Origin of the sequence: Dinoroseobacter sp. PD6 (genome assembly GCF_028807315.1) — a bacterium.
GTDB lineage: Bacteria > Pseudomonadota > Alphaproteobacteria > Rhodobacterales > Rhodobacteraceae > Dinoroseobacter > Dinoroseobacter shibae.
Map to the genome: position 1 here is coordinate 23,020 of NZ_JARAMN010000016.1, position 25,475 is coordinate 48,494.

Genomic DNA, 25,475 nt, shown 5'->3' on the forward strand with positions numbered 1-25,475 from the left:
GGTTGACCGGCCCCGTCCCGCTGCCTAGCTTTGATCCATGGATACCACGCTGAAAGTGCATATCGGGCTGAAACCGCATGCCGCGCAGACGCTCAAGGCCCTGCCGAGCGAGGCGCGCGATGCTTGGGTCGAAGAGCATATCCATGCCCACCCCGTGACCTTCGAGACATTCGAGACCTACGGGTTCCTGAGTTGCACACTCGACCGTGCGGACATGCTGAGTACCGTCAAGGCCGCGCCGGAGGTCGACTGGGTCGAGATCGACCGCAAGATGTCGGCGATCTGACCCCGCCCGAAACCACCCCCGAATAACGCAAAAGGCGCGCCCCGCAGGACGCGCCCCTGTCTCGCAAGGCCCGACCGATCAGGGCTGCTCGTCCTCGTCATCCTTGCTGTCGGGCAGGTTGAACAGGCTGTCGGCATCGACCAGCGTGCTCTTGTCCTCGTCCTCGTCGTCGTCATTGCCCAGCAGGGTGAAGCTTTCGAGCCCCGAGATCGCCGTGGGCATCCGCGGCTCCGGCTCCATCTCCAGCGACTGCTCGGTCGAGACCAGCTTGCGACGCTCGTCATCGCTCATCAGCTCGCCCTCGCGGGCCTTCTTGGCGGCGGCCTTCTGCACGGCGGCGTCAAGCTCGGTCTGCTTGCACAGGCCCAACGCCACCGGGTCGATCGGCTGGATGTTCTGGATGTTCCAGTGGGTCCGCTCGCGGATCGCCTGGATCGTCGGCTTTGTGGTGCCCACCAGCTTCGAGATCTGGCCATCGCTCAGCTCGGGGTGGAACTTGACCAGCCACAGGATCGAGGCCGGACGGTCCTGCCGCTTGCTGAGCGGGGTGTAGCGCGGGCCGCGCCGCTTTTCCTCGCCCGTGGCGGCCGGGTTGTATTTCAGCTTCAGCGTGTAGCCCGGGTTGTTCTCGCCCCGGTCGATCTCGGACTGCTCCAGCTGGTTGTTGGCAATCGGGTCGAAGCCCTTCACGCCGGCGGCCACGTCGCCATCGGCGATGCCTTGCACTTCCAGCTCGTGCAGCCCGCAGAAATCCGCGATCTGCTTGAAGCTGAGCGTCGTGTTGTCGACCAGCCAGACCGCGGTCGCCTTTGCCATCAATGGTTTCGCCATTGTCGTGTTCTCCTGAATTCCGGACCCGGAGGCCGCAGACACGCCTTCCCCCGCGCCGGAAACCGGCGGCACCGAGCTTCGGTGCGGGTTCTCGCTTTGGGGGAACTTGGCGGTTATATAAGACGCGATCCGGTTTGAGGGAAGCCCGAAATGCACTTGCTCCGCTGCGTCCTGTGCCTCTGCCTGCTGCTGGCGGCCCCTGCGACGGCGCGCGCCGACGGGGATCAGGCCGGTGAATTCGACTATTACGTGCTGGCGGTGAGCTGGTCGCCCAACTGGTGCCTGCGCGAAGGCGACGACCGGGATGCGCCGGAATGCGCGCCCGGCGCGGGCCGCGGCTGGACCCTGCACGGGCTCTGGCCGCAATACGAAACCGGTTGGCCCAGCGACTGCCGCACCACCGCAAGCGACCCGTCACGCGCCATGACCCGCGCCATGACCGACATCATGGGCTCGTCGGGCCTCGCCTGGCACCAGTGGAGGAAACACGGCCGCTGCTCGGGCCTGTCGGCGGCCGATTACTTCGCCGCCTCGCGCCGCGCCTACGAGTCCGTGACCCGCCCCGAGATCCTGCGGAAGCTCGACCGGGACGTGACCCTGCCCGCCGCGGTGGTCGAAGAGGCGTTTCTGCGCGAGAACCCGGACTGGGACGCGGACATGCTGACGATCACCTGCCGCGACCGCCAGATCCAGGAGGCCCGGCTCTGCCTGACCCGCGACCTGGAGCCCCGCCGCTGCGGGGCGGATGTGCTCCGCGATTGCACACTGCAGGACGCTCTGCTCACGCCGCTGCGCTGACCCGCCGCCCCGCGCCGCGACAAGCGCCACTCAGGCACCGGTCGCCATGTCCTCCCCGACCTGTGCCCGCAAGAGCCGCCGCAGGATCTTGCCCGAGGCGGATTTCGGCACCGCCTCGACAAAGGCCACCCGCGCGATCCGCTTGTAATGGGCCAGATGCTCCGCCGCGTGGGCGATCACCGCCCCCTCGCTCAGATCCGGATCGCTGCGCACCACGAAGGCCATGGGCCGCTCGCCCGCCGAGTCGTCCGGTACGCCGATCACCGCCGCGTCCGTGATCGCCGGATGGGTCAGCAGCACCGCCTCCAGCTCCGCCGGGGCGACCTGGAACCCGCTCACCTTGATCAACTCCTTCACCCGGTCGGTGATGAACAGATTGCCCGCCTCGTCGAACCGGCCCAGATCGCCGGTCTTCAACCAGCCATCGGGCGTCACGGTCTCGGCCGTGGCATCGGGTCGGTTGAGATAGCCCTGCATGATCTGCGGCCCCCGGACCCAGACCTCACCCTCCGCGGCATCCTCCCCGGTCTCGGGATCGACGATCCGGCTCTCGGCACTGGGGGCGGTCGGCCCGACCGAGCCCGGCACATTCTGCCCCGGCGGGGTGAAATGGGAAACCGGGCTCATCTCGGTCATCCCATAGCCCTGCACCATCTCGACGCCCAACCGCCGCCCGACCGCCTCGGCCACATCGCCGCCCAGCGGGGCCGCCCCGGACAGGATGAACTCCACCCCCGACAGGTCGTAGTCATCAACCATGGGATGCTTCGCCAGCGCCAGCGCCACGGGCGGCGCGATGTAAAGCTGCCGGGGCCGGTGGGTTTGACACAGGGACAAAAACTGCTCCAGGTCGAAGCGTGGCATGGTCACCACCGCCGCGCCCCGGGACAGGTAGCAGTTCATCAAGACCGTCATCCCGTAGATGTGGAAGAACGGCAGGAACCCCACGGTCACATCCTGCACCGTGATGCCGATGATCTCTGCGGTCTGATCCACGTTCACCACAAGGTTCCTGTGGCTCAGCATCACCCCCTTGGGCAGCCCCGTGGTCCCGGACGAATAGGGCAGCACCACGATATCCCGCGCAAGATCCACCGCCACCTGCGCCGCCAGGGGCGGGCCGAACAGCGCCTCCAGCGACCCGGGCCCGGTCGTGCCCATCATCACCGTCTCGGTGACGCCCGTGCCCTGCACCGCCTCAGCGGCCAGATCGGCGAAGGCCGGCACGGTGACCAGCATCTGCGCGCCGCTGTCGCGCAGCTGGTGGGCCGCTTCCTCGGTGGTGTAGGTCGGGTTCAGGGTGGTGACCGTCGCCCCGGCAAAGGCCGCGCCATGAAAGGCCGTGGCATAGTCGGGCATGTTCGGCGCCATGATCGCCACGACATCCCCCCGCCCGATCCCGCGCGCCCGCAACCCGCCCGCGCAGGCCCGGATCCGTCCTTCCAGCTGCGCGCCCGTCATCGCCGCGCCGCTCGGCCCGTCGATCAGGATCGGGGCATCGCCGCGCCTTGCCAACCCCTCGAACAACGCCTCGGTGATCGACAGGTCGCGCAGTGGCACATCCGCAAACGGACTGCGGTAGATTTTCATGGCATATCCTCCCGGACCCGAGCCTAGCAAACGCGCCCGGTCTTGGGAGAGAAATCTAACGCCCGGTCAGCAGCCGCCGCGTGGCGTCCGACACGAGGTCCGCCACGGGCATGTGCATCCGCGCGAACTCCGCCTTCCCGTCGATGCGCAGGAAGGACAGGCCATGCACGAAGGTCCAGAGCGGGAAGGACACGGCCAGCACCTCCTCATCGACCGCGTCCTTGCCCAGATATGCCGCCACCTGCATGAGCAACCCGGAATAACAGGTATGCCCCGCTTCCTCGACATCCGCGCGGCCCGAGTTTTCCGCGAACATCAACCGGAACACCGCCGGATGGGCCTCGGCGAAGGCGACATAGGCCACGCCCGAGGCCGAGATCCCCTCGACCGAGCCGTGGGGATGAGGGACCGCGGCGGCGTGGAGGGCGGCGGTCATCTCCGCCATGCCTTCGAGGATCACCGCCGCGATCATGTCGGTCTTGTCCCCGAAATGGCGATAGGGCGCGGCCGTGGACACCCCCGCCCGGCGGCAGGCCTCGGAAACCGAGAACGCCTCGGGCCCCTTTTCCTCAATCAGCTCGCGCGTCGCCGTGACCAACTGCTGGCGCAGGTCGCCATGGTGATAGCCCGCCTTGCCGGTGACCCTGGTTGCCTGTTTCACGCGCATATCCCCTTGTTTGCAGGGCACCTTCGGCGAAAAACCGATCAAGCGGGATTTAATGTTAGACATTCTAACACCGTCGATTTATGTCTTTCGCAATGTAAGTCACTCTAACTTCTCGCCGCCCGCACCGCAAGGAGCCCGCCATGCCAAAGGATCCCGCCAGCCCGCTCCGCCCGTCCCGGACCCGGCGGGGTCTGCGGCGCCTCGGCATCCTCACCGGCACCGGCCTGACCCTCGCACTGGCCGCCGGGCTGGTAATGGGCGGCAGCGGCCTGATCGCCGCCCGGGCGCAGCAGGACGGGCCCGCCCGCCCCGAAACGGTGCTGCCGGTGCAGACCGCCCCCCTCGTGATCGAGGACAGCTACGCAGTCACCGCGCGCTTCACCGGCCAGGTCGAACCGGCCCGCAGCGCCGATCTGGGGTTCGAGGCGGGCGGCACCCTGGCCGAAGTGCTGGTGGACGAAGGCGACCGGGTGGCGGCGGGCGACGTGCTCGCCCGGCTCGATATCCGCGCCCAGCAGGCCGACCGTGCCGCCCAGGTCGCCGCCCGTGACGCCGCCCGCGCCCGGCGCGACCTGGCCGAGTTGACCTCCGCGCGCCAGGAGCGCCTCGCCGCCTCGGACTTCGCCTCCGCCCAGCGCGCCGACGAAGCACGGTTCCGTCTGGCCGAGGCGGAGGCGCAGATCGCCCAGGCCGACGCCGCCATCCTCGCCCTCGACGTGGCCCTGTCGAAATCCCAGATCACCGCACCCTTCGACGGCACCATCGCCGCGCGGCTGCGCGACGAAGGCGCACGGCTCGGCGGCGGCACCCCAGTCCTGCGGATCGAGGAGACCGAAGCCCCGCAGCTGCGCGTGGGCCTGCCCGACGCGCTGGCGCAGACCCTCGGCCCCGACGCCACCTTCCCGGTGACCCTGCCGGGCGGGACGGCCACCGCCACGCTCGACCGGCTGCGCCCGGACCTCGACCCGGTCACCCGGACCCGTGCGGCGGTCTTCACCCTCGACCGCCCCGCACCGTCGGGCACGCTCGCCACGCTGGAGATGACCCGCGAGGTGCCGGGCCGCGGCGCCTGGGTGCCGCTCTCGGCCCTTTCCGAAGGCATCCAGGGGCTCTGGACGCTCTACCTGCTCGATGACGGCGACATCCTGCGCCGTGAATCGGTCGAGGTGCTGCACGCCACGGGCACCCGCGCCTTCGTCACCGGCACCTTTCCGCAGGCCGCGCGCTACGTCCCCGCCGGCGCCCACCGGATCGCGCCGGGCCAGCGCGTCGCGCCCACGCCCGCGAGCTGAGCCATGCGCACCCTGCCCTTCCGCAACCCGCGCCTCGTCGCCCTCACCCTCTTGGTCATCATCGCCGCGGGGCTCTCGGCCTTCCTGTCGCTCGGACGGCAGGAAGACCCGACCATCACCAACCTCAACGCCACCATCACGACCCTCTATCCGGGTGCGGAGCCAAGCCGGATCGAGGCGCTGATCTCCCAACCCCTCGAAGACGAGATGCGCACGCTTGCGGACATGGACGAGATCAAATCGACCTCCGCCACGGGCATCTCGATCATCTCCCTGCAACTCGACGAGGCCACCGACCCCGCCATCATCGAAGAGATCTGGTCCAAGGCCCGCGACGGCGTGGCGGACGTGGCCCGCACCTTCCCCGAAGGCGTCCGCCCCCCGGAATTCGACAGCGAGGGCATCGCCGCCGTCGGCGCCATTTTCGCCGTCAAACCCAGCGGCGCGGCCGCCAACCCCGCCGTGCTCGCCCGCACCGCCGAGGAACTGGCCGAACGCCTGCGCAACGTCCCCGGTACCAAGAGCGTCGAGAGCTGGGGCACCCCCACCGAAGAGGTCCGCGTCACCCTCGACCCCGCCGCCATCGCAGCGCTCGGGCTGACACCGGATGCGGTCTCGGCGGCCGTGCGCGCCGCGGACGCCAAGGTCCAGTCCGGCCGCCTGGTCAGCGGCAGTACCGACATCCTGCTCGATGTGCAGGGCGATATCGAAGCCCTCGACCGCCTGCGCCAGATCGTGCTCGCCACCGGCCCGCAGGGCCAGGTCACCCGCCTCGGCGACGTGGCCGAGATCAGTCGCAGCCCCCGCGACCCCGCCCCCGCCATCGCCCTTGTGGACGGACAGGAAGCGATCCTGCTGGGCGTGCAGGCCAACGAGGGGCTGCAGATCGACGTCTGGATGGGCTGGATCCGGGACGAGGTGGCCGCCTTCGCGCCCCTCCTGCCCGCCTCCCTGACGGTGGAGCAGATCTTCGACCAGGCGGTCTATACCGCCGACCGGCTGAGCGAGGTGGCCCTGAACATGGCCATCGGCGTCGGGCTGGTGGTGCTGGTCCTGCTGGTGACCCTCGGCGTGCGCGCGGCCCTGATCGTGGCCGCCGTCCTGCCGCTGGTCAGCCTCGCGACCCTTGCCTCGATGAACTTCATCGGCCTGCCGATCCACCAGATGAGCGTCACGGGGCTGATCGTGGCGCTCGGGCTGCTGGTGGATGCGGCGATCGTGATGACCGACGACATCCGGCAACGCCTGCGCGCGGGCGCCTCCCGGATGGACGCGGTGGATACGGCTGTCAAACGCCTCTTCGCGCCCCTGCTGGCCTCCACCGTCACCACCGCGCTCAGCTTCGTGCCGATGATCCTGCTGCCCGGCGGCGCGGGGGATTTCGTGGGGGCGATCGCCATCGCCGTGGTGCTGATGCTGATCTGGTCGCTGATCATCGCCCTGACCATCACGCCGGCGCTCGCGGGCTGGTTGCTGCCCGAGGGCGGGCGCGGCGCGGGCCTGCCCTCTGGCCTGGCAGGCCGGGCCTTTCACGCATCGCTGCGCTGGTCGGTGCGCAACCCGGTCCGGTCCGTCGCGCTGGCCCTCGTGCTGCCGGCGATGGGCTTTGCCAGCTTTCCCACCCTGACCGCGCAGTTCTTCCCGGGCGTGGACCGCGACCAGTTCCATATCGAGGTGGACCTCGCCCCCGGTGCCGCGCTCAGCCGCACCCACGCCCTGGTCGAAGAGATGGACGCGCTCCTGCGCGACACCCCCGGCATCACCCGCGTCGCCTGGACCCTGGGCGAGAGCGCGCCGGCCTTCTACTACAACATCGTCGGCTCCCGGCAGGGCGCGCCGGGCTTTGCCCAGGCGCTGATCACCACCGCCGCGCCCGAGGCCACCGCCGACCTGCTCGACCCGCTGCAGACCTCTCTGACCGCCGCCTTCCCCGAGGCCCGCATCCTGGTGCGCGGGCTGATCCAGGGCCCGCCCGTGGACGCGCCCGTGGAGTTCCGGCTGGAGGGCCCCACGCTGGAAGTGCTGCGCGCCGAGGGCGAGCGGCTGCGCGCCATCCTGCTGGGCGTCGAGGGGATCACCACCGTGCGTGCCAGCTACGAGGGCGGCGCGCCCAAGGTGCAGGTCGAGATCGACGAGGCCGCGGCGCAACTGGCCGGGCTCAGCCTCGCGGACGTGGCCCGGCAATTGCAATCCGGCCTCGACGGGGTGACCGGCGGGTCGCTGATCGAGGCCTCCGAACAGCTGCCCGTCCGGGTGCAGCTGGGGGCGGGAACGCGGGACGACCTGGAGCGTATCTCCCAGATGCTCATCGTGCCACCACCGGGGAACGGCCGTTCAAGCCGGACCTTGCCTGCGTTCCCCCTCTCCGCCATTGCCAAGATCGCGCTGGTCCCGTCCGACAGCCCCATCGCGCGGCAGGACGGCACAAGGGTCAACACCGTGCAGGCCTTCATCGCGCCCGACCTGCTGCCGCAGGAGGCACTGGTGCGTGCCCAGGTCGCGATCGACGCGGCGGGCTTCGCGCTGCCCGCGGGCTACCAGATGGCCGTTGGCGGCGACGCCGATGCGCGCAACGACACGGTGAACCGGCTTCTGGCGCCCTTGGGACTGATCGTGACCCTGTCGCTGGCGACCATCGTGCTGACCTTCGGATCCTTCCGGCTGGCCGCCGTGACCCTTGTGGTGGCGGGGCTTTCGGCAGGGCTGAGCCTGCTGTCGCTGGCGGTGTTCCAGTACCCGTTCGGGATCACCGCGATCATCGGGGTGATCGGCTCCATTGGGGTGTCGATCAACGCGGCGATCATCATCCTGACGGGTCTGCAACAGGACAGGGCCGCCGCCGCCGGGGACCGGGATGCGATGGCACAAGTGGTGATGGACGGCTCGCGCCACATCCTGTCGACGACGTTGACGACCTTCGGCGGATTCCTGCCCCTGATCCTGGCGGGCGGGGGCTTCTGGCCGCCCTTTGCCATGGCGGTTGCGGGGGGCGTGCTGCTCTCGACCGTGGTCAGCTTCTATTTCACGCCGCCGCTCTTTGCGCTTCTACGCCCGCGCCGACCGGAGACGGAGGGCCGGGCGACAACCCGCCCTGGCCACGCGGAGCTGAAGATCGCGGCGGAGTGAGGCGGGCGGGTTAACCTATTCAGGAAATTGAATGTTTCGCATGCGAAACAAATCTCTGCAAGCCCCTGGGGCACCACGATTCCTTGAAAAAATTTGTCGGCGGGTCGGGGCGTGTTTCGGGGGTCCGCGTTAAGAACTGCGCGAACTCGCCCCGAAGACGCGCCACCAAGCGGTTTCGAAACCGCTTGGCCCCGTGGCGGGCGCGGCACTCAGACCTTCAGGACGATCTTGCCGATATGGGCGGAGCTTTCCATGCGGGCATGGGCCTTGGCCGCGTCCTCGAGCGCGAACTCGCTGTCCATCACCACCTTGATCCGTCCCGCCGCCAACAGCGGCCAGACCTCGCGCTCCAGATCCGCCGCGATCCGCGCTTTGGCCAGGTCCGATTGCGGCCGCAGGGTCGAGCCGGTGATCGTCAGCCGCCGCATCATCAGCGGCGCGAAGTTCACCGCCACCTTCGGCCCCTGCAGGAACGCGATCTGCACCAGCCGCCCGTCCTCGGCGAGGCTCTTGAGGTTGCGTGGGATGTAGTCGCCGCCCACCATGTCGAGGATCAGGTCCGCCCCGCCTTCGCCTTGCAGGACGGGCACGAAATCCTCCTCGCGGTAGTTGATCGCGCGCTCGGCGCCGAGGTCCACGCAGGCCGCGCATTTCGCAGCGGACCCGGCGGTGGCAAAGACGCGTGCGCCCAGGGCATGGGCCAATTGGATCGCCACGGTCCCGATCCCGGAGGACCCGCCATGAACAAGGAACCGCTCGCCGCCCGTCAGCCCGCCCCGGGTCACCACGTTCGACCAGACCGTGTAATGATTTTCGCAAAGGGCCGCCGCTTGATCCATGGGCATGCCCTCGGGCACCGGCAAAGCGTGTGCGGCGGGGCAGACCACGTATTCCGCGTAGCCCCCGCCCGGGGTCAGGGCGCAGACCCTATCGCCCACCGCCCAGCGCGCCACGTCCGGGCCGGTCGCCACGACCTCGCCCGCCACTTCCAGCCCCGGCAGGTCGCTCGCGGTCGGCGGCGGCGCGTAGGAGCCCGCCCGCTGCAGCGCGTCGGGCCGGTTCACACCCGCATAGGCCACCTTGATCAGGATCTGTCCCGCGCCGGGCACCGGCATGGGCCGGGTGCAGGGGCGCAGCACCTCGGGTCCACCAGGTTCCGTGATTTCAACGGCGCGCATGGTCTCGGGCAGGGTCATGGAAGCAGTCCTATTTCGGCCGGTAGGACCCCGGAAGGTCCGCCCGGGGCAGTTTCGAGGGCGGCTTGATCTGGCTCAGAACCCAGTTCGGGCCGGTCATCAGCCCGCGCAGAAGCGGGTTCTTGTTCACCGCGCCCTTCACCTGTTCGATTTTCATCACATCGTCAATCCGGCGATCCAGGAAGGCCCAGGTCGCCGCGTGATCCTCCGACGTGTCACCCAGCCAATAGAGCACCGTCGCGCTGTAGACCCCCGACAGGGTCGCGCGCTTGGAGTACCAGTTGAAATCGTCCGACCGGTCGCCGAGCGTCTCCCAGATCAGATCGCAGGTGCCCCAGACCGCCTTGGCCCCTTCCCCGGCATAGACCGGCAGCGCAAAGAGCGTGGTTGCGCGGCGAACGGCTTCCTTGTCCTCCACCGCCTCCAGCCGGTACCGCACCGCCGCCGCGATCCGGTCGCGGAAACGCAGACCGTCCAGCGGTTCACGCTTGATGCGGGCAACCATCTCGGCATCGCCGCGCGCGTGGAAGGCCAGAGCCAGATCCACCGCGCCGCGGGGAAACAGGCTCTTGGCCAGTGCGGGGTCGATATCGGCATCGGTGCAGGCCGCCGCGAACGTGGCCTGGGACCAGCCGTCGAAGGCCACGTGAATCAGGGCGGCATCCAGCAGTGCTGCGCGCAATTCCGGGGTCGAACGGGTGTCTTCCATGGGAGCTCCTATTCAGGACTGACAGGCAATCAACGTTGCTGGACAACTAGGGCGTCCCTTGCTATACGGCCACCTCCTGCAATCTGACGCAACACAAACTTAGGAAGGTGGTGACAACCACATGCAGGTCAGCGTACGCGACAACAATGTCGACCAGGCACTGAGGGCTCTGAAGAAGAAGCTCCAGCGCGAGGGCGTGTTTCGGGAAATGAAGCTCAAGCAGCATTACGAGAAGCCCTCCGAGAAGAAAGCACGCGAGAAGGCAGAAGCCATTCGCCGTGCCCGTAAACTCGCACGCAAGAAAGCCCAGCGCGAAGGCGGGCTCTAGGCCCCACCGCGCCCGAACATCTTTGCTGTTCGAAACGACGACCCCCGTGGCTTTGCCCGGGGGTTTGTTGTTTCGCGGCGCACGCTTTGCATCAAAGCGGCAGGGCGGTGGTCTTGAACACGGTCCGCAAGGCGAAGCTCGACTGGATCTGCGCGACCCCCGGCAGGGTGGCCAGGTGGCGCCGGTGGAGGGCGGCGAACGCCTCAGTATCCTGGGCCACGACCTTGAGCAGGTAATCCGCCGATCCCGCCATCAGGTGGCATTCGAGCACTTCGGGCACCTGTGCGACGGCCGCCTCGAAGGCGGCGAGCACCGCATCGGCCTGGCCCGACAGGGTGACCTCGACGAAGACGGTGGTCTTGCGGTCCACGGCGCGCGGGTCGACGAGGGCGACGTAGTCCTTGATGACGCCTGCCGCCTCCATCCGGGCGACGCGGCGGTGGCAGGCCGAAGGCGACAGGTGCACACGCTCCGACAACTCGGCGTTGGACAGGCGCCCGGCCCTCTGAAGGGCCGAAAGCAGACGGCGATCCGTGTCGTCCAAGGCGATCATGGCGCAAAATTTTCCTGTTTTCGAGATGATTGATGCAAAATTTTAGCATGTCATGGCCATCCAGCACAGGGCTTTTCAAAGCACTTGAGCGCCGTTCGTGGCAATTTCAGAGCATAAAGTTCATGCAGGGAGGTTTTTATGCGCATCGGTTGCCCGACAGAGATCAAGCCCCAGGAATTCCGTGTCGGGCTCACCCCCGCTGCCGCGGCCGAGGCCGTCGCCCATGGCCACGCGGTGCTGGTGCAGGCGGGCGCTGGTGTCGGCTCGGGGTTCGAGGATGCCGACTACATCGCAGCCGGGGCGCGGATCGTGGACACCGCCGAGGAGGTCTTCGCCAAGGCCGACATGGTCGTGAAGGTCAAGGAGCCCCAGGCGGTGGAGCGCGCGATGCTGCGCGAGGATCAGGTGCTGTTCACCTATCTTCACCTGGCCCCGGACCCGGCGCAGACGCGCGAGCTGCTGGCCTCGGGTGTGACCGCGATCGCCTATGAGACCGTGACGGCGCCCGATGGCACGCTGCCGCTGCTGGCGCCGATGTCCGAAGTGGCCGGGCGGCTGGCACCGCAGATGGGCGCCTGGACCCTGCAGAAGGCCAATGGCGGGCGCGGTGTGCTGCTGGGCGGTGTGCCCGGGGTCGGCGCGGCGGAGGTTGTGGTGATCGGCGGCGGCGTGGTCGGCACCCATGCGGCCCGGGTCGCCGCGGGCATGGGCGCGAAGGTCACGGTTCTGGACCGCTCGCTGTCGCGGCTGCGATATCTCGACGACGTGTTCGGAGGGCGGTTCGCGAACCGCTATGCCTCGCGCGCCGCGACGGCGGAGTTGGTGGCGCAGGCGGACATGGTGATCGGCGCGGTGCTGATCCCCGGGGCCGCAGCCCCCAAGCTGGTGAGCCGCGCGCAATTGGCGGACATGAAGCCGGGTGCCGCGATCGTGGACGTGGCCATCGATCAGGGCGGGTGTTTCGAGACCTCGCGGGCGACGACGCACCGGGACCCGATCTACGAGGTGGACGGCATCCTGCATTACTGCGTGGCGAATATGCCCGGCGCGGTGGCACGGACTTCGACCATCGCGCTGGGCAATGCGACCCTGCCCTACATGCTGCAGATCGCGGATCAGGGCTGGCGCGCGGCTGTAAGGGCGGACCCGCATCTGCGCGCGGGGCTGAACGTGCACGCGGGCAAGCTGACCTACCGGGCGGTGGGCGAGGCGCTGGGTCTGCCGGTGACCGAGGCCGACCTGCTGGCGGCCTGAGCCGCGGGGTTATCCCGACAAGGCGCGTTCCGGGCGATCCGAGCGAGGCTTGTGCAATCTGCACCAGAGCTGCCGCAGGCGGGCGCGCTGCTGCGGCAGGCGACGCTCGAACAGAGCGGCGAAGGCGAAGCAGGCCAAGAGCGTCAGGGCCAGCAGCCACAAATCGTAGCCCGGCAGCGCCTCGGGCAGGCCCGCATCCAGCAGGTGCAGTACCGGGTAGTGGAGGACATAGAGCGAAAAGCTGCCCTGCGCGATCCAGCGCACGGCGCGAGCGGGGCGGCCCCGGTGCGGTGCGGTGCGGCCGACGCAGAGGGCATGGACCCCGCGCAGGTGGGCGGCGACGCAGAGCGCGAGCAACGTGTTCCACAGCACCTCGTCGGAATAGCCGAGCAGGGCGTGGTGACTGGCGGGGGCGACCGCCGCGGCGGTGAGCGCGCTGAGAAACGGGGCCAGACCTGCGGCCTTGAGCGCAACGAGGGTGACAGGGCCGCCGAGGGCGAGGGCCCAGGCGCGGGACCGGGGCAGCGCCAGGGCGCGTTGGATATGGTGCCAGAGCGCGACGCCCAGAAGCCAGCAGGGCATGAGTGCCAGGATCGGCAACCCCGCGAGGAGCGCGCCCAGCGCGAGGAGCACCCAGCGCAAGAACCCGCGCAGATAGAAGGCGATGGCGAAGAGGGCGTAGAAGGCGACCTCGTAGCTCAGCGACCAGAGCGGCCCGTTGGAGCCCAGGCGCACCCGGTCCGACAGCCCCTGCCATTCGTTGGTGAAGCTGAGCCCGCGCCAGAGCATCTCGGCCACCGGCAGGGCCTCGAAGAACGGGGGCTGGTAGGCGCGCGGGTCGAGCCGCTGGCCGATCGCGTCGAACAGCAGGGTCAGCACGAGCGCGGGGGCCACCACCGACAGCACCCGGGTCAGCCGGTGAAAGGCGAAGCGGCCGAGGGTGCCGTCGCGTTCCGCCGCATAGGCGATCACCACGCCCGACAGCACGAAAAACACCACCACCGCGTCGCTGGCCAGGTTCCAGTCGCGCAGCACCTGGTAGTCGCCCCGGGTGAAACGGGTATGGGCCATGTGCCCGAACAGCACCGTCAGCGCCGCGCCCGCCCGCAGCACATCGAGCCAGAGCGAGAAGCCCGGCGACATGGGGCGCGCGCCGCTCATGGCTCGCGCAACTCCGGCGCGGCGGCGTCCTCCCCGGTGCGGGCGGCCGCGATGCTTTCGGCGAAGGGGGTGAGCAGGGCTGCGCCCAGGGTTTCATGGGGCTGCGGGATCCGGTTGCCCGCGGCGTCGGAAATGCCGAAGGTCAACGCTTCCTGCCGGGGCGGGATGTAGAGCGTGCCGAAGGCCCAATCCCAAAGGGCGAAGATCGAGCCGTAGTTCTTGTCATGGTGCTCGACCGCGACCGAATGGTGCACCTGGTGCTGGGCGGGGGAGATGAACACATGCTCCAGCACCGCACCGTAGCTCAGCCAGATATGGCTGTGGCGCAGGTTGGCGCCGAGCGCGTTGAAAAGCACGTAGAGCGCGTTCGCCCCGCCGATGGTGACGAAATCGATCTGACCCAGCACAAGAATTAGCACCACCGCCTGCACCACGCCCACAACCACGGTGATCAGCAGGTTGCGCAGCAGCGTCTCCACCGGGTGGGCGCGCATCACCGTGAGCGGCGTCAGCACATCGGCCGAGTGGTGCACCGCGTGAAATGGCCAGAGCACCTTCCATTGATGGTGCCACCGGTGGGCCCAGTATTTGCAGAAATCCGAGGCCATCACGATGATGATCGTCGCCAGCAAGGTCCGGCCCCAGGTTTCGGGGGGCGGGTTGTAGCCCGCGACATCCGCCCACAGACCGATCAGCCCGATCGCCACCAGGGGCGGGAAGAACACCGCCCCCGCCAGCCCCGAGGCATCCACCAGCCGATTGGTCAGAAAGAGCTTGATATCGAGCAGGTTGGAGCGATGCCGGTAGACCGACGCCGGCAGCAGCCAGGACAGGAAGCCCGTGGGCCGCCCCCGCCAGATCCAGATCGCGCCCGCCAGCACCACAGTGCACAGCAGGTAGACCAGCGAGATGCGCAGGTTCATGTTGAAGGGCACCGCGCCCAGATCGCGCAGGTAGTTCGAAAGCAGGTCCATGGCACGCGTCCTTTCACCGACCGTGCCATGGCATAGCTTTCCAGTTTGTTATTCCCGGGGCGATTTCATGGCCGGCCCCGCCCGCTCAGGACTTGGCCAGGGAATCGCGGATCTGCGTCAGCAGTTCCTTTTCCGTCGGGCCCGGGTCCTCCGCCGGGGCTTCCTCGGGCTCGTTCTCGGCCATTTCCTTGATACGGTTGACCATCTTGACCAGCAGGAACACCACCCAGGCGATGATCAGGAAATTGATGACCGCCATGATGAAGTTTCCGTAGGCGAAGACCGCGGCTTCCTCGCCTTCGGTCAGGGCCAGGCCGAGCCCGGAAAAGTCGAGCCCCCCGGTAAACAGGCTGATGATCGGGTTGATCAGGTCCTCGACCAGCGAGGTGACGATGGCCGTGAACGCGGCCCCGATGATGATCCCGACGGCCATGTCCATCACATTGCCTTTTGCGATGAATTGCTTGAATTCGTTGAGCATGATTGCTCTCCCTTGAACTGAACACGCACACCCCCGCCCCGCGTTTTGCACGGATGCACAGAAGGTGCGCGCAAAGGTTAACAGGCCCGCCGGTGTTTTCCGCCCCAAAACCGCATAGCTTTGCAAAACATTGCCGAAGGAGGCCCTGATGTCCGACCTGACCCGTTTTCCGATCACCGCTCGCTGGCCCGCCGAAGATCCGGGCGTGATCCAGTTGTATTCCTTTCCCACCCCGAACGGGGTGAAGGTATCCATCGCGCTGGAGGAGCTGGGCCTCGCCTATGAGCCGCATCTCGTCACGCTGTCGGACACGGACGTCAAAAGCCCCGCGTTCCTGTCACTCAACCCCAACAACAAGATCCCCGCGATCATCGACCCCGACGGGCCGGAGGGACCGCTGGGCCTGTTCGAAAGCGGCGCGATCCTGCTCTATCTCGCGGAGAAGACCGGCAAGCTGGCCGGGCGCAATGCCGCCGAGAAGGCGGTCGTGACCCAATGGCTGATGTTCCAGATGGGCGGGCTCGGCCCGATGCTGGGGCAGTTGGGGTTCTTCGTGAAGTTCGCCGGGGCCGCGATCGAGGACCCGCGCCCCCGGGATCGCTACGTGAGCGAGGCGCGGCGGCTCTTGGCCGTGCTCGAAGGGGCGCTGGAAGGGCGGGATTGGATCGCCGGGGAATATTCCATCGCCGATATTGCCATCGTGCCCTGGCTGCGCGCGCTGGACTTCTACGGCGCGCGGGAGCTGGTGGGCTGGGCGGATCATCCCAACCTCGTGGCGTATCTGGACCGGTTCCTGGCACGGCCCGCGGTGCAGAAAGGCCTCAACATTCCGGCGCGGCCCGCATGAAGCTGGCCCTGATCGGACTGGGCGCGATCAACCGCGCGGTGGCGGTGGGAATGGCCGGGCAGGCGGAGATGGTCGCCCTGACCCGCAGCGGGGCCGAGGCGCCCGAGGTAATGGCAGTATCAGACCTCTCGGCGCTGCGCGCCTTCGCGCCGGACCTGGTGGTGGAGGCCGCGGGGCACGGGGCGGCGCGCGCGTACCTGCCGGACCTGCTGGCCGCAGGGATCGATGTGCTGATGGCGTCGGTCGGCGTGCTTGCGGATCCGGAGACCGAGGCCGCCTTCCGCGCCGCGCCTGCCCATGGCGCGCAGCTGACGATCCCGGCGGGGGCGATTGGCGGGCTCGACCTGTTGGCGGCCCTGCCGAAGAACAGCCTGCGCGCGGTGCGCTACACGGGTATCAAGCCGCCCGCGGCCTGGGCGGGCAGCCCGGCGGCGGGCGGGCGGGACCTGTCGGCTCTGGACGGGCCGGTGACGCTGTTCGAAGGCACGGCGCGACAGGCGGCGCTGAGATTTCCCAGGAACGCGAATGTGGCCGCGACGCTGGCACTGGCCGGGGCGGGGTTCGACAAGACCGAGGCGCGGTTGGTGGCCGACCCGGACGCGGCGGGCAATAGTCATGCCTACGACGTGATCTCGGACACGGCGGAGATGACGTTTTCGGTGCGGGCGCGCCCTTCGGACACGCCCGGCACTTCGGCCACCACGGCAATGAGCCTGTTGCGGGCGATCCGGAACCGGGACGCCGCGTGGGTGGTCTGAGCGGTTACTCGGCGGCGGCAGACTGCCCGGCGGGCAGCGCGCCAGTCAGCACGTAGCGCAGCACCTCGACCACCTGGGCCGGGGTTTCGGCCACGGCAAGGGCGGCGGCGTGCACCTCCTTGAGGGCGTGCTGATGCTCCGGCGGATTGAGCACGATGATCGACTTGCCCAGCGCGGCGGCATAGCCCGCGTCGAAGGCCGCGTTCCATTGCTTGTACTTCTCGCCGAAGCGGACGACGACGACATCCGCGTCGGCGATGCCCTTGCGGGTGCGGATGGCGTTGACCATGGCGCCCTTGTGGTCGTGCCAGTACTTGTTCGGCTCGGCCCCGAGGATCGCCACGCCGCAATCGTCGCTGGCCGCGTGATCGGTGACCGGCGCGTTGAATGTGACGTCCAGCCCCGCGGCCCCCTCGACGATCTGCTCGCGCCAATCGGTGTGAATTTCGCCGGACAGATAGATGTTCAGGCCCATGGGTCCCCTCCTTTTTCGGTGTCGCGGGCATCGTAGCCCCTGCGCGGGGTGTTAGGTATCCCCCTCGGCGCGCCTGGCAACCGCTCCGGGTCGGCGTTGGGGTTTGCGCGAGAGGTCAGCCGCAAGCGACCAAGCGGTTTCGAAACCGCTTGGGGTGCTCTGGACCGGACGTTTGCGCAAGGGACACCGCGCACAGCCGGGTCGGACGAGGCGCATAGCGCGGCCCTGGACATTCGGGTCGGGCCCGAGGGCCAAGCGGTTTCGAAACCGCTTGGTTGGCGCGGGCTCAGCCGCGCAGCACGCCGCCCGTGGCCTTTTCGACCTTGGCCACGATCCGGGCAGCCACCGCTTCGATCTCTTTCTCGGTCAGGGTGGCGTCCGTCGGTTGCAGCCGCACGGTGATGGCCAGCGATTTCTTGCCCTCGCCCAAGGCGCCGCCGATGAACTCGTCGAACACGCGGACCTCTTCGATCAGCGTCTTGTCGGCCCCGGCGGCGGCGTTGGTAAGCGCCAGCGCCTCCACCTGCGCGTCCACCACGAAGGCAAAATCGCGTTCGACTGCCTGCAGGTCGCGGGCCTCCAGCGCGGGCCGGGTGGCAGAGGTCTTGCGCGGCATCGGCACCTCGTCGGGCCAGAGGGTAAAGCCCATCACCGGTCCCTTGAGATCCATGGCCGCCACCACGCGCGGGTGCAACTCGCCAAATACGCCGAGCACCTTCTTGGGGCCAAGGCAGATCTTGCCGTGCCGACCGGGGTGCCACCAGCCTTGGGCGCCGCGCAGGATCTGCACCTTGGCGGGGGCACCGATGGCCGCGAGGATCGCCTCGGCATCGGCCTTGACGTCGAACACGTCTACGGGGCGGCTTTCGCCGCGCACGTCCTTGGGCCCGGTGCGCCCGACCAGCAGGCCGGAGATCAGCGTGTGCTGCTCGCCCGGCTCGCCGCCATGGAAGGCCGGGCCGACCTCGAAGAGCGCGAGATCCATGATGCCGCGCGCCTGGTTGCGGGAAGCGGCCTGCATCAGACCGGGCAGCAGCGCGGGGCGCAAATGGCTCATCTCGGAGGAGATCGGATTTTCCAGCTCGGTCGCCTCGGTGCCGCCACCGAAAAGCGCCGCGGTGGGCTGGTCGATGAAGGAATAGGTCACGCACTCGTTGTACCCGAGCGCCGCCGCAGTGCGCCGCGCCAAGGCTTGCCGCCGCTGGCCTTGGGTCACGACCGGCTTCGGCACGCCGGTGGACGCGCGCGGCAGGGGGCGACCCTGGAGCTTGGTGAGTGACGCGATGCGGGCGACCTCTTCGACGAGATCGGCCTCGCCCATCACATCCGGGCGCCAGCTCGGCACATGGGCCATGTCGCCCTCCAGGGTGAAGCCCAGCGCCTCCAGCGTGGCGCGCTGGATCTCGGGGGCGATGTCCATGCCCACGAGGCTCTGGACCCGGTCGGTATCGAGCTTGTAGGCGCGGGCAACATCCGGCAGCGCACCCGCGACCACCACGTCGGAGGCCTCGCCGCCGCACAGGTCAAGGATCATGCGGGTGGCGTGTTCCATCCCCTCGGGCGTCCAGGCCGGGTCGATCCCGCGCTCGAACCGGTAGCGCGCGTCGGAATTGATCTTGAGCGCGCGGCCCGTATAGGCGGTGCGGACCGGGTCGAAATAGGCCGCCTCGACAAAGACATTGCCGGTGTCCTCGGTGCAGCCGGAGTGCAGGCCGCCCATGATGCCCGCGAGGCTTTCGACGCCGTTGTCGTCGGAGATCGCCGTCATGCCGGGCGCGAGCACGTATTCCTTCTCGTCCAACCCGGTGAAAGTCTCGCCGCCCTTGGCCGCATGGACCCGCAGGCAACCTGCGACCTTGTCGGCATCGAAGACGTGAAGGGGCCGGTTGCGGTCATAGGTGAAGAAGTTGGTGATATCGACCAGGGTCGAGATCGGGCGCAGGCCGATGGCGCGCAGGGCGGTTTGCAGCCACTCGGGCGAGGGGCCGTTTTTGACGCCGCGGATCAGGCGGCCGTAGAAGACGGGGGCCGCGTCCCTTGTGTCGTCGTCGATGGTGACGGTGATCGGACAAGGGAAGGCGCCGGGCACCGGGGCGACGTCGCGGGCCTTCATCGTGCCGAGGCCGCGGGCGGCCAGATCTCGGGCAATGCCGCGCACGCCCAGCGCGTCGGGGCGGTTCGGGGTGATGGCGATCTCGATCACCGGATCGACGCGGGCAGGATCGTGGGCGGCGAGCCAGTCCGGGAAGCTCTGGCCGATCTCGCCCTCGGGCAGTTCGATGATGCCGGTATGCTCATCCGACATCTCGAGCTCGCGCTCGGAGGCCATCATGCCATGGCTCTCGATACCGCGGATCTTGCCCACGCCGATGGTGGTGTCGATGCCGGGCACGTAAACGCCGGGCCGGGCCACGACCACGGTGATGCCTTCCCGCGCGTTGGGTGCGCCGCAGATGATCTGTACGGGGCCGTCGCCGTATTCGACCTGGCAGACCTTGAGCCGGTCGGCCTCGGGGTGTTTTTCGGCCCGCAGCACCTTGCCCACCACGAAATCCGACAGCTTGGCGGCGGGGTTCTCGACCCCTTCGACCTCGAGCCCGAGATCGGTCAGGGCGTAGAGAATCTCGTCCAGGGTGGCGTCGGTCTCAAGGTGGTCCTTGAGCCAGGAGAGCGTGAATTTCATCGGGCCGGTCCTGCGGTTTTGCGTGCTTGGCCTGCTCTTATCCGAAGGGCGCGGGACGGGGAAGAGCGGCGGGAGATTTTGCCGGACCACCGCCCGGCCCCGGTCATGCCACATTTCCGCCATGGGACGGGGGTAGCTCCGGGTCAGGTTAACGAAATATTAACCGGCCCCGGGCCGGGACGACGAGGCAGGCAAGATGAAGACACTTCTGATGCGACGAGACGGAACAGTGATGGCAGAGACGGTACTCATGGCGGCCGCCTTTGGAGTCGTAGCGCTGCTGACATTGGTCGCGGTCACGCGAAACGAGGGGCCGCAATTATCGCTGGAGGCGGCACCCGGGGCCGCGCAGGTCGGGGACTAGCGGTCGGACGGATCGCGCTCTGCCTCCCGCGCGGCGAGCCAGCGCGAGACACCATAGGCAGGCAGCAGAACCACCGACCAACCCAGCACGTTGATGATCGTGAACCGCAGCTTCATCTCGGTCGGCATCCGGTCCGACATCCACAGGCCGATATGGGCCACCACGATCAGGATCAGAAGGGCGACAAGAGCGATGCGGGTTTTCATGGGAGAGATGTAGGGCGCGGACACATCCTGAGAATGGGTCGTGCGCAGGCTGCAAGCCCGGGCAGCGCCCGACCGCCCCCCCGGGCGGGCGCTGCCGTAGGTGCTATATAGTTGTCCTATCAATCCTGCGTATTTCAAAGCGCACTATCGGAGAAAGCTCCGTTTCAATAGTTTTCAGGCTTGTACTGAGAGTTCTAACGATTTCGTCATCTTCGAAATCTCCTTCCCAGATAACCCCGTCGTCCCTGTGAATTCGTTTCTGCTCGGCTTCCGTCATAGACTGTCCGCCATTCTCACGCAAAACGGTGCGGATACGACTCCTCAGGCCAAGCGCAACCTTCGACCGAACTTCGAAGAAAGCGTCAATCGCGTCTAGGAGGGGTTCTGAATGCACAAGGACTTTTGTCCGACTTCGGAGCCTTCTGAGCTCCAGGAAGTCTGAGTCAAGTTCCGCCAACTCTTTTAAGCGTCTACGATAATCATAAGTTCCATCGTCTTCTTCTCCAGCAGGCGGTCCGTATCCCATTACAGATCGAATTTCGCTTATCCTGTCCGCCAGCTCCGAGGTAAGAGCTACGATTTCTTCCGCAAGTTCTTGAAGACGAAGTGACAGTCTCTCGTCTCGCCAAGAATGCAGTTGGCGCCACGCGATCCAGGCACCAAATGCCACCACCGCGAACATACCCAACTGCGCTATGGCGGCGATACCGTTGAAGATATCGCCCACTGTCACCGACTGAGCCCCGCATGCACCGTGGGCACATCCAGCGCCGAGAAGCCGTAATTGCGCAGCCAGCGCAGGTCCGAATCGAAGAAGGCGCGCAGGTCTGGGATGCCGTATTTCAGCATGGCGATCCGGTCGATGCCCATGCCGAAGGCGAAGCCCTGCCATTGGGTCGGGTCGATGCCGCCGGCCTCCAGCACCTTGGGGTGCACCATGCCGGATCCGAGGATTTCGAGCCAGTCGTCGCCCTCGCCCACCTTGAGCTGACCGCCCTCCCACGAACACCGGATGTCGACCTCTGCCGAGGGTTCGGTGAAGGGGAAATGCGAGGCGCGGAAGCGCAGTTCCACATCGTCCACCTCGAAATAGCTGCGCACGAACTCCTCCAGCACCCATTTGAGGTTCGCCATGGAGATGTCGCGATCGATCGCCAGCCCTTCGACCTGGTGGAACATCGGGGTGTGGGTCTGGTCGTAATCGCAGCGATACACGCCGCCCGGGCAAATCACGCGGATCGGTGCGCCATGCTCCTGCATCGCGCGGATCTGCACCGGCGAGGTGTGGGTACGCAGCACATGGGGCGGGCGGTCGTCACCCTCCGCGCGCTTCATGTAGAACGTGTCCATCTCGGCCCGTGCGGGGTGATGGCCCGGGATGTTGAGCGCGTCGAAATTGTACCAGTCGCTCTCCACGCGCGGCCCCTCGGCCACGGCAAATCCCATGTCGGCGAAGATCGCGGCGACCTCTTCGGAAACCTGGCTGATCGGGTGCAATGTGCCCGCGGGCCGCTGCCGTCCGGGCAGGGTCACGTCGAGCCATTCGGACCGCAGGCGTTCGTCGAGCGCGGCATCGGCCAGCGCGGCCTTCTTGGCGGCCAGGGCGGAGTTGATCTCGTCCTTCAGGGCGTTGAGCGCGGGGCCGGCGGTCTTGCGCTCCTCCGGGGTCATCTTGCCCAGCTCGCGCATCTTGAGGCTGATCTCGCCCTTCTTGCCCACGGCGGCCACGCGCAGGGTTTCCAGCGCGCTCTCGTCCGCGGCCTCGGCAATCGCCGCCAGGTATTTCGACTTCAGATCGTCCATGTCACGCCTCGCACATCGTCGCGGAGGGCGTAGCGAGCCGGGGCGCAAGATGCAACCGTTCAGAGCTTGCACAGCAGCCGCGCCTCATGGGCCCGCAGGGTTGGCCGGGCGCTGGGACCATATGCGGCGGGATCGGCGGCAAGCTCGGGAAAGAGTGCCAGAAGCTCGTCCCGGGAGGCCTGCGCCATGGTATCGAGGCCCTGCGCGCCCGGATGAAAGCTCTCGGACCAGGCGCCGTTGGCGCGCACGATCTGGTGCCGGTCAAAGAGGATGTGAACATAGGTCACCATGCCGCCCGGGCGCCGCACCACGCGGTCGCCATCGACCAGATGCAGGGCGGCCACGAGCACCTCCGCCGCGCCGGTCAGCAACTCGGCCTGCCAGCCGGTCACGAGGATCCGGTGCTGGGGCGAGACCAGCAGCGGCGCGGTCGCCCCGTGGACGCCCACCGGGATCGCCACGGGGGCCAGCACACCCGCCGCGGGCACCCGGCGCGCGCCGGTCCAGACCAGTGGCTGCGCCCCCGCGTCGCGGGTCAGCACAAGGTCGCCGGGGCGCAAATGTTCGACCGGACGCGGGCCATCGGGCGTGTCGATCCGGGTGCCGGGGGTGAAGCACATGCCCGTGTCGCCGGGATCGACCGGCTCGAACACCGGCGTGGTCGGGTCGGGCTGGTTCCACTGGATCGAATAGGTGGCCATGCCCGCGCCGGTGGGGGGCCAGACATTGACCGAGACCGCCCCCTGGGCCGCACCGTCCAGAGCGGTGATGTTCTGGGTCTCCCCGCCGATGTCGAAGAAGCTGTGGACCGTGCCGGAGGTGTGATCGGTCAGGGCCGCCGCCTCGGCGTTGAGCGTCCCGCCGCCATCGGGATCGGTCAACCGGATCACGAAATCGTCTTGAGAGATGACATAGACGTTCTCGCCGCTGTCGGCATCGAAGCTGACGCGGACATCCGGATGGTCGAGAGGAATTTCGATCAGGGCGGTGCCGTCGTGATTGTAAAAGCTCGCGGTGAAATCGGCGGGATCCTCGGACGGGTCGAGCGCGAGCTCGAGAAACTCCGACACGCCGGACGCGTTCGAATAGACGTCGGAATAGTGCATCTCGCTGATGCGGGCCATGTGCGCGGCCTCGCCTTGACGGTATCGCGCACGGGCATAGGCCAAAGCCCCTAACAAAGCGCGAACATCCGCTCAGAAGACGAGGTTCATGACGCTCAGTGAGACCACGAGGAAAAGGAGCGTCATGATTCCGCCGCTCTTGATGAAATCGGTGACCTTGTAGCCCGCCGGGCCCATGATCAGCGCGTTGACCTGGTGGGTGGGGATCAGGAAGGAGTTGGAGGTGGAGATCGCCACGGTCAGCGCAAAGAGCGCCGGATCGCCGCCCGCGGCCATTGCGATGGAGATCGCCAGGGGCACCAGCAAAACGGTCGCGCCCACGTTCGACATGATCAGCGTGAAGACCGTGGCCAGCACCGCAAGCCCCGCCTGCAAGGCCCAGAGCGGCCAGCCGTCGAGCAGGATGAGGATCTGCTGCGCGATCCAGGCGGCGGTGCCGGAGGATTGCACCGCCTGGCCGAGGGGAATGAGGCTGGCGAGCAGGAACACGGTCGACCAGCTCACGGCCTTGTAGGCCTCGTCGATGTCGAGCACGCGGGTCAGGATCATGCCCGCCGCCCCGGTCAGCAGGCAGAGCGACAGGCGCAGGTCCGTCAGCAGGATCAGCCCAAGCGCGATGGCGAAGAACAAGAGCGCCCAGCCGACCTTCTTGGGGCGCGGCTCTTCCTGCGGGTAGTCCGAGGTCACGACCACGAAATCCCTGTTTCGACTGAGCCGGGTCAAGGCCTCCCAGGTGGTGAGGATCACGAGCGTGTCGCCCGCGCGGAAGGGTACTTCGCCGATCTGGGTATGAGTGTGATCCTCGGTCTCGACGATGCTCAGGGTTTCCTCGCCCCGGTGGATGGCCAGCATGCTCGCGCCATAGGTCTTGCGGAACACGACGTCATGGGCGCATTTCCCGATCAGGGACGAGCCCGGCGGGATCACCACCTCGGCGATCCCGGACTTGGTGGGGGCGTAGTCCTCGGCAAAGACGTCGAGCCGGTCATGGAGGGTGAAGCCCATGTCCTCGGCCATGTGGCGCACTTCACGCGCGCGACCCAGCACGGCAAGGCGGCAGGGCGGTGTGATCTCGGTCTGGATGACGGGCGCAAACCAGGTCTTGCCCTGATAGGCGCTCCCGATGATGTAGACATGATACTGCTTGGTCAGGTCGTCATAGGTCTGGCCCGCGACCCTGTGCCCTTCGGGGATGGTGATCTCAAAGATGTCGGTTTTCAGTCCATAGATCTGCTTGAGGTAGTCCTTGGTGGACTGGCCAGAGGTGGCGTCGCCGCCCTTCTGGCCACTGGGCAGGACCCAGCGGCCGAAGAGCATGAAATAGAGGATGCCCGTAGCGACAAGCGCGATCCCGACCGGGGTGACCGAAAACAGGCCGTAGGGCGCCATCCTGGCGTCGGGCGGCAGGCTCGGATTGGCCGCCAGCAGCAGGTCGTTGAGCAGGATCAGGGGCGAGGAGCCCACCATGGTCAGCGTCCCGCCAAGGATCGCGCAGAAGCCCATGGGCATCAGCAACCGGCTGAGCGGCAGGCCCGTGCGCACGGAGATCCGGCTGACCACGGGCAGGAACAGCGCAGCTGCGCCGACATTCTGCATGAAGGACGAGATCACGCCCACCGTGCCCGACACGATGGGCACCACCCGGGCCTCGGAACTGCCGCCGCGTTTCAGGATGAGCGCGGCGACCTTGCTCATCAGCCCGGTCTTGTCGAGGCCGGCGCCGATGATCATCACGGCGATGATCGACACCACCGCGTTGGAGGCGAGTCCATCGAAAAGCTTACTGACATCCGCCAGTGAGTGCAGACCCGGCAGTTGGCTGAGCAGGCCCAGGAGCACCATGACGAGGATCGCCGCGAAATCGATCCGCACCACTTCGGACACGAACAGCGCCACGGTGAAGCCGAGCAGTCCGAGCACGACCATCATCGGATAGGTGAGCGTCAGCGCCTCCACGTGTCCTCCCGGT

Annotated in this window: 25 protein-coding genes; 9 read left to right on the forward strand and 16 right to left on the reverse strand. The window is 67.6% G+C overall.

Annotated features, from left to right (window positions below):
- The first annotated feature begins 37 nt into the window (after positions 1-37).
- Positions 38-286 carry a hypothetical protein gene (locus tag PVW48_RS19505; RefSeq protein WP_274582619.1) on the forward strand — a complete coding sequence of 83 codons (249 nt, stop codon included), beginning with the start codon at positions 38-40 and terminating at the stop codon, positions 284-286.
- Positions 287-364: 78 nt separating this feature from the next.
- On the opposite strand, the gene PVW48_RS19510 is transcribed toward PVW48_RS19505, so the two are convergent.
- The gene (locus tag PVW48_RS19510; protein WP_274582620.1) at positions 365-1,117 is read right to left on the reverse strand and encodes a DUF1013 domain-containing protein; all 753 of its coding nucleotides are present in this window, start codon (positions 1,115-1,117) and stop codon (positions 365-367) included.
- 150 nt (positions 1,118-1,267) lie between these two features.
- On the opposite strand from PVW48_RS19510, the gene PVW48_RS19515 reads away from it, so the two are divergent.
- Positions 1,268-1,915, forward strand: coding sequence for a ribonuclease T2 (locus PVW48_RS19515; RefSeq protein WP_274582621.1), 648 nt, complete (start codon positions 1,268-1,270; stop codon positions 1,913-1,915).
- Between the two features lie 30 nt (positions 1,916-1,945).
- Here PVW48_RS19515 and PVW48_RS19520 read toward each other — a convergent pair whose 3' ends face one another.
- Together PVW48_RS19520 and PVW48_RS19525 are read right to left on the reverse strand one after the other, a co-directional pair.
- Positions 1,946-3,505, reverse strand: coding sequence for an AMP-binding protein (locus tag PVW48_RS19520; RefSeq protein WP_274582622.1), 1,560 nt, complete (start codon positions 3,503-3,505; stop codon positions 1,946-1,948).
- 55 nt (positions 3,506-3,560) lie between these two features.
- Positions 3,561-4,166 carry a TetR/AcrR family transcriptional regulator gene (locus PVW48_RS19525; RefSeq protein WP_274582623.1) on the reverse strand — a complete coding sequence of 202 codons (606 nt, stop codon included), beginning with the start codon at positions 4,164-4,166 and terminating at the stop codon, positions 3,561-3,563.
- Between the two features lie 146 nt (positions 4,167-4,312).
- On the opposite strand from PVW48_RS19525, the gene PVW48_RS19530 reads away from it, so the two are divergent.
- The gene (locus tag PVW48_RS19530) at positions 4,313-5,464 is read left to right on the forward strand and encodes an efflux RND transporter periplasmic adaptor subunit (RefSeq protein ID WP_274582624.1); all 1,152 of its coding nucleotides are present in this window, start codon (positions 4,313-4,315) and stop codon (positions 5,462-5,464) included.
- 3 nt (positions 5,465-5,467) lie between these two features.
- Entirely contained in the window at positions 5,468-8,590 is a 3,123-nt protein-coding gene (locus tag PVW48_RS19535; RefSeq protein WP_274582625.1) for an efflux RND transporter permease subunit, read from the forward strand.
- A gap of 209 nt (positions 8,591-8,799) precedes the next feature.
- On the opposite strand, the gene PVW48_RS19540 is transcribed toward PVW48_RS19535, so the two are convergent.
- Complete coding sequence (locus PVW48_RS19540) at positions 8,800-9,786, reverse strand: NAD(P)H-quinone oxidoreductase (protein ID WP_274582626.1); 987 nt, start codon at positions 9,784-9,786, stop codon at positions 8,800-8,802.
- A 10-nt stretch (positions 9,787-9,796) separates the two neighbouring features.
- Positions 9,797-10,495 carry a COQ9 family protein gene (locus PVW48_RS19545; protein WP_274582627.1) on the reverse strand — a complete coding sequence of 233 codons (699 nt, stop codon included), beginning with the start codon at positions 10,493-10,495 and terminating at the stop codon, positions 9,797-9,799.
- 121 nt (positions 10,496-10,616) lie between these two features.
- Between PVW48_RS19545 and rpsU the strand changes: the two genes are divergently transcribed.
- On the forward strand, positions 10,617-10,823 hold the full coding sequence (gene rpsU, locus PVW48_RS19550) for a 30S ribosomal protein S21 (protein WP_012176928.1): 207 nt from the start codon (positions 10,617-10,619) through the stop codon (positions 10,821-10,823).
- Positions 10,824-10,914: 91 nt separating this feature from the next.
- On the opposite strand, the gene PVW48_RS19555 is transcribed toward rpsU, so the two are convergent.
- A complete protein-coding gene (locus tag PVW48_RS19555; RefSeq protein WP_274582642.1) occupies positions 10,915-11,373 on the reverse strand; it encodes an Lrp/AsnC family transcriptional regulator in 459 nt (152 codons plus the stop codon).
- A gap of 141 nt (positions 11,374-11,514) precedes the next feature.
- Here PVW48_RS19555 and ald point away from each other — a divergent pair, with 141 nt between their 5' ends.
- A complete protein-coding gene (ald, locus tag PVW48_RS19560; RefSeq protein ID WP_012176926.1) occupies positions 11,515-12,630 on the forward strand; it encodes an alanine dehydrogenase in 1,116 nt (371 codons plus the stop codon).
- A 9-nt stretch (positions 12,631-12,639) separates the two neighbouring features.
- Here ald and PVW48_RS19565 read toward each other — a convergent pair whose 3' ends face one another.
- From PVW48_RS19565 to mscL, 3 genes are all read right to left on the reverse strand, one after another.
- On the reverse strand, positions 12,640-13,791 hold the full coding sequence (locus tag PVW48_RS19565; protein ID WP_274582628.1) for an acyltransferase family protein: 1,152 nt from the start codon (positions 13,789-13,791) through the stop codon (positions 12,640-12,642).
- Entirely contained in the window at positions 13,788-14,765 is a 978-nt protein-coding gene (locus tag PVW48_RS19570; RefSeq protein WP_274582629.1) for a sterol desaturase family protein, read from the reverse strand. The genes PVW48_RS19565 and PVW48_RS19570 overlap by 4 nt, the downstream gene beginning before the upstream one ends.
- A gap of 85 nt (positions 14,766-14,850) precedes the next feature.
- Entirely contained in the window at positions 14,851-15,246 is a 396-nt protein-coding gene (gene mscL, locus PVW48_RS19575) for a large-conductance mechanosensitive channel protein MscL (RefSeq protein WP_274582630.1), read from the reverse strand.
- A gap of 148 nt (positions 15,247-15,394) precedes the next feature.
- Between mscL and PVW48_RS19580 the strand changes: the two genes are divergently transcribed.
- The gene (locus PVW48_RS19580) at positions 15,395-16,093 is read left to right on the forward strand and encodes a glutathione S-transferase family protein (RefSeq protein WP_274582631.1); all 699 of its coding nucleotides are present in this window, start codon (positions 15,395-15,397) and stop codon (positions 16,091-16,093) included.
- Positions 16,090-16,851 carry an aspartate dehydrogenase gene (locus PVW48_RS19585; protein WP_274582632.1) on the forward strand — a complete coding sequence of 254 codons (762 nt, stop codon included), beginning with the start codon at positions 16,090-16,092 and terminating at the stop codon, positions 16,849-16,851. Before PVW48_RS19580 ends, PVW48_RS19585 begins: the two co-directional genes overlap by 4 nt.
- 4 nt (positions 16,852-16,855) lie before the next feature.
- Here PVW48_RS19585 and PVW48_RS19590 read toward each other — a convergent pair whose 3' ends face one another.
- Positions 16,856-17,326, reverse strand: coding sequence for a YtoQ family protein (locus PVW48_RS19590; RefSeq protein ID WP_274582633.1), 471 nt, complete (start codon positions 17,324-17,326; stop codon positions 16,856-16,858).
- Positions 17,327-17,612: 286 nt separating this feature from the next.
- Positions 17,613-20,009 carry a phenylalanine--tRNA ligase subunit beta gene (gene pheT, locus PVW48_RS19595; RefSeq protein WP_274582634.1) on the reverse strand — a complete coding sequence of 799 codons (2,397 nt, stop codon included), beginning with the start codon at positions 20,007-20,009 and terminating at the stop codon, positions 17,613-17,615.
- A 232-nt stretch (positions 20,010-20,241) separates the two neighbouring features.
- Between pheT and PVW48_RS19600 the strand changes: the two genes are divergently transcribed.
- Positions 20,242-20,373 (forward strand): hypothetical protein, encoded by a 132-nt coding sequence (locus PVW48_RS19600; RefSeq protein WP_274582635.1) that lies wholly within the window; start codon positions 20,242-20,244, stop codon positions 20,371-20,373.
- On the opposite strand, the gene PVW48_RS19605 is transcribed toward PVW48_RS19600, so the two are convergent.
- From PVW48_RS19605 to PVW48_RS19625, 5 genes are all read right to left on the reverse strand, one after another.
- Complete coding sequence (locus tag PVW48_RS19605; RefSeq protein ID WP_274582636.1) at positions 20,370-20,579, reverse strand: phenylalanyl-tRNA synthetase subunit beta; 210 nt, start codon at positions 20,577-20,579, stop codon at positions 20,370-20,372. The two genes, PVW48_RS19600 and PVW48_RS19605, sit on opposite strands and share 4 nt — an antisense overlap.
- Before the next feature lie 103 nt (positions 20,580-20,682).
- Positions 20,683-21,306, reverse strand: a complete 624-nt coding sequence (locus PVW48_RS19610) for a hypothetical protein (RefSeq protein ID WP_274582637.1) — start codon at positions 21,304-21,306, stop codon at positions 20,683-20,685.
- Positions 21,307-21,308: 2 nt separating this feature from the next.
- The gene (pheS, locus tag PVW48_RS19615) at positions 21,309-22,382 is read right to left on the reverse strand and encodes a phenylalanine--tRNA ligase subunit alpha (protein WP_012176917.1); all 1,074 of its coding nucleotides are present in this window, start codon (positions 22,380-22,382) and stop codon (positions 21,309-21,311) included.
- Positions 22,383-22,441: 59 nt separating this feature from the next.
- On the reverse strand, positions 22,442-23,506 hold the full coding sequence (locus PVW48_RS19620; RefSeq protein WP_012176916.1) for a Hint domain-containing protein: 1,065 nt from the start codon (positions 23,504-23,506) through the stop codon (positions 22,442-22,444).
- 72 nt (positions 23,507-23,578) lie between these two features.
- The gene (locus tag PVW48_RS19625) at positions 23,579-25,462 is read right to left on the reverse strand and encodes an SLC13 family permease (RefSeq protein ID WP_443112693.1); all 1,884 of its coding nucleotides are present in this window, start codon (positions 25,460-25,462) and stop codon (positions 23,579-23,581) included.
- Positions 25,463-25,475 lie beyond the last annotated feature (13 nt).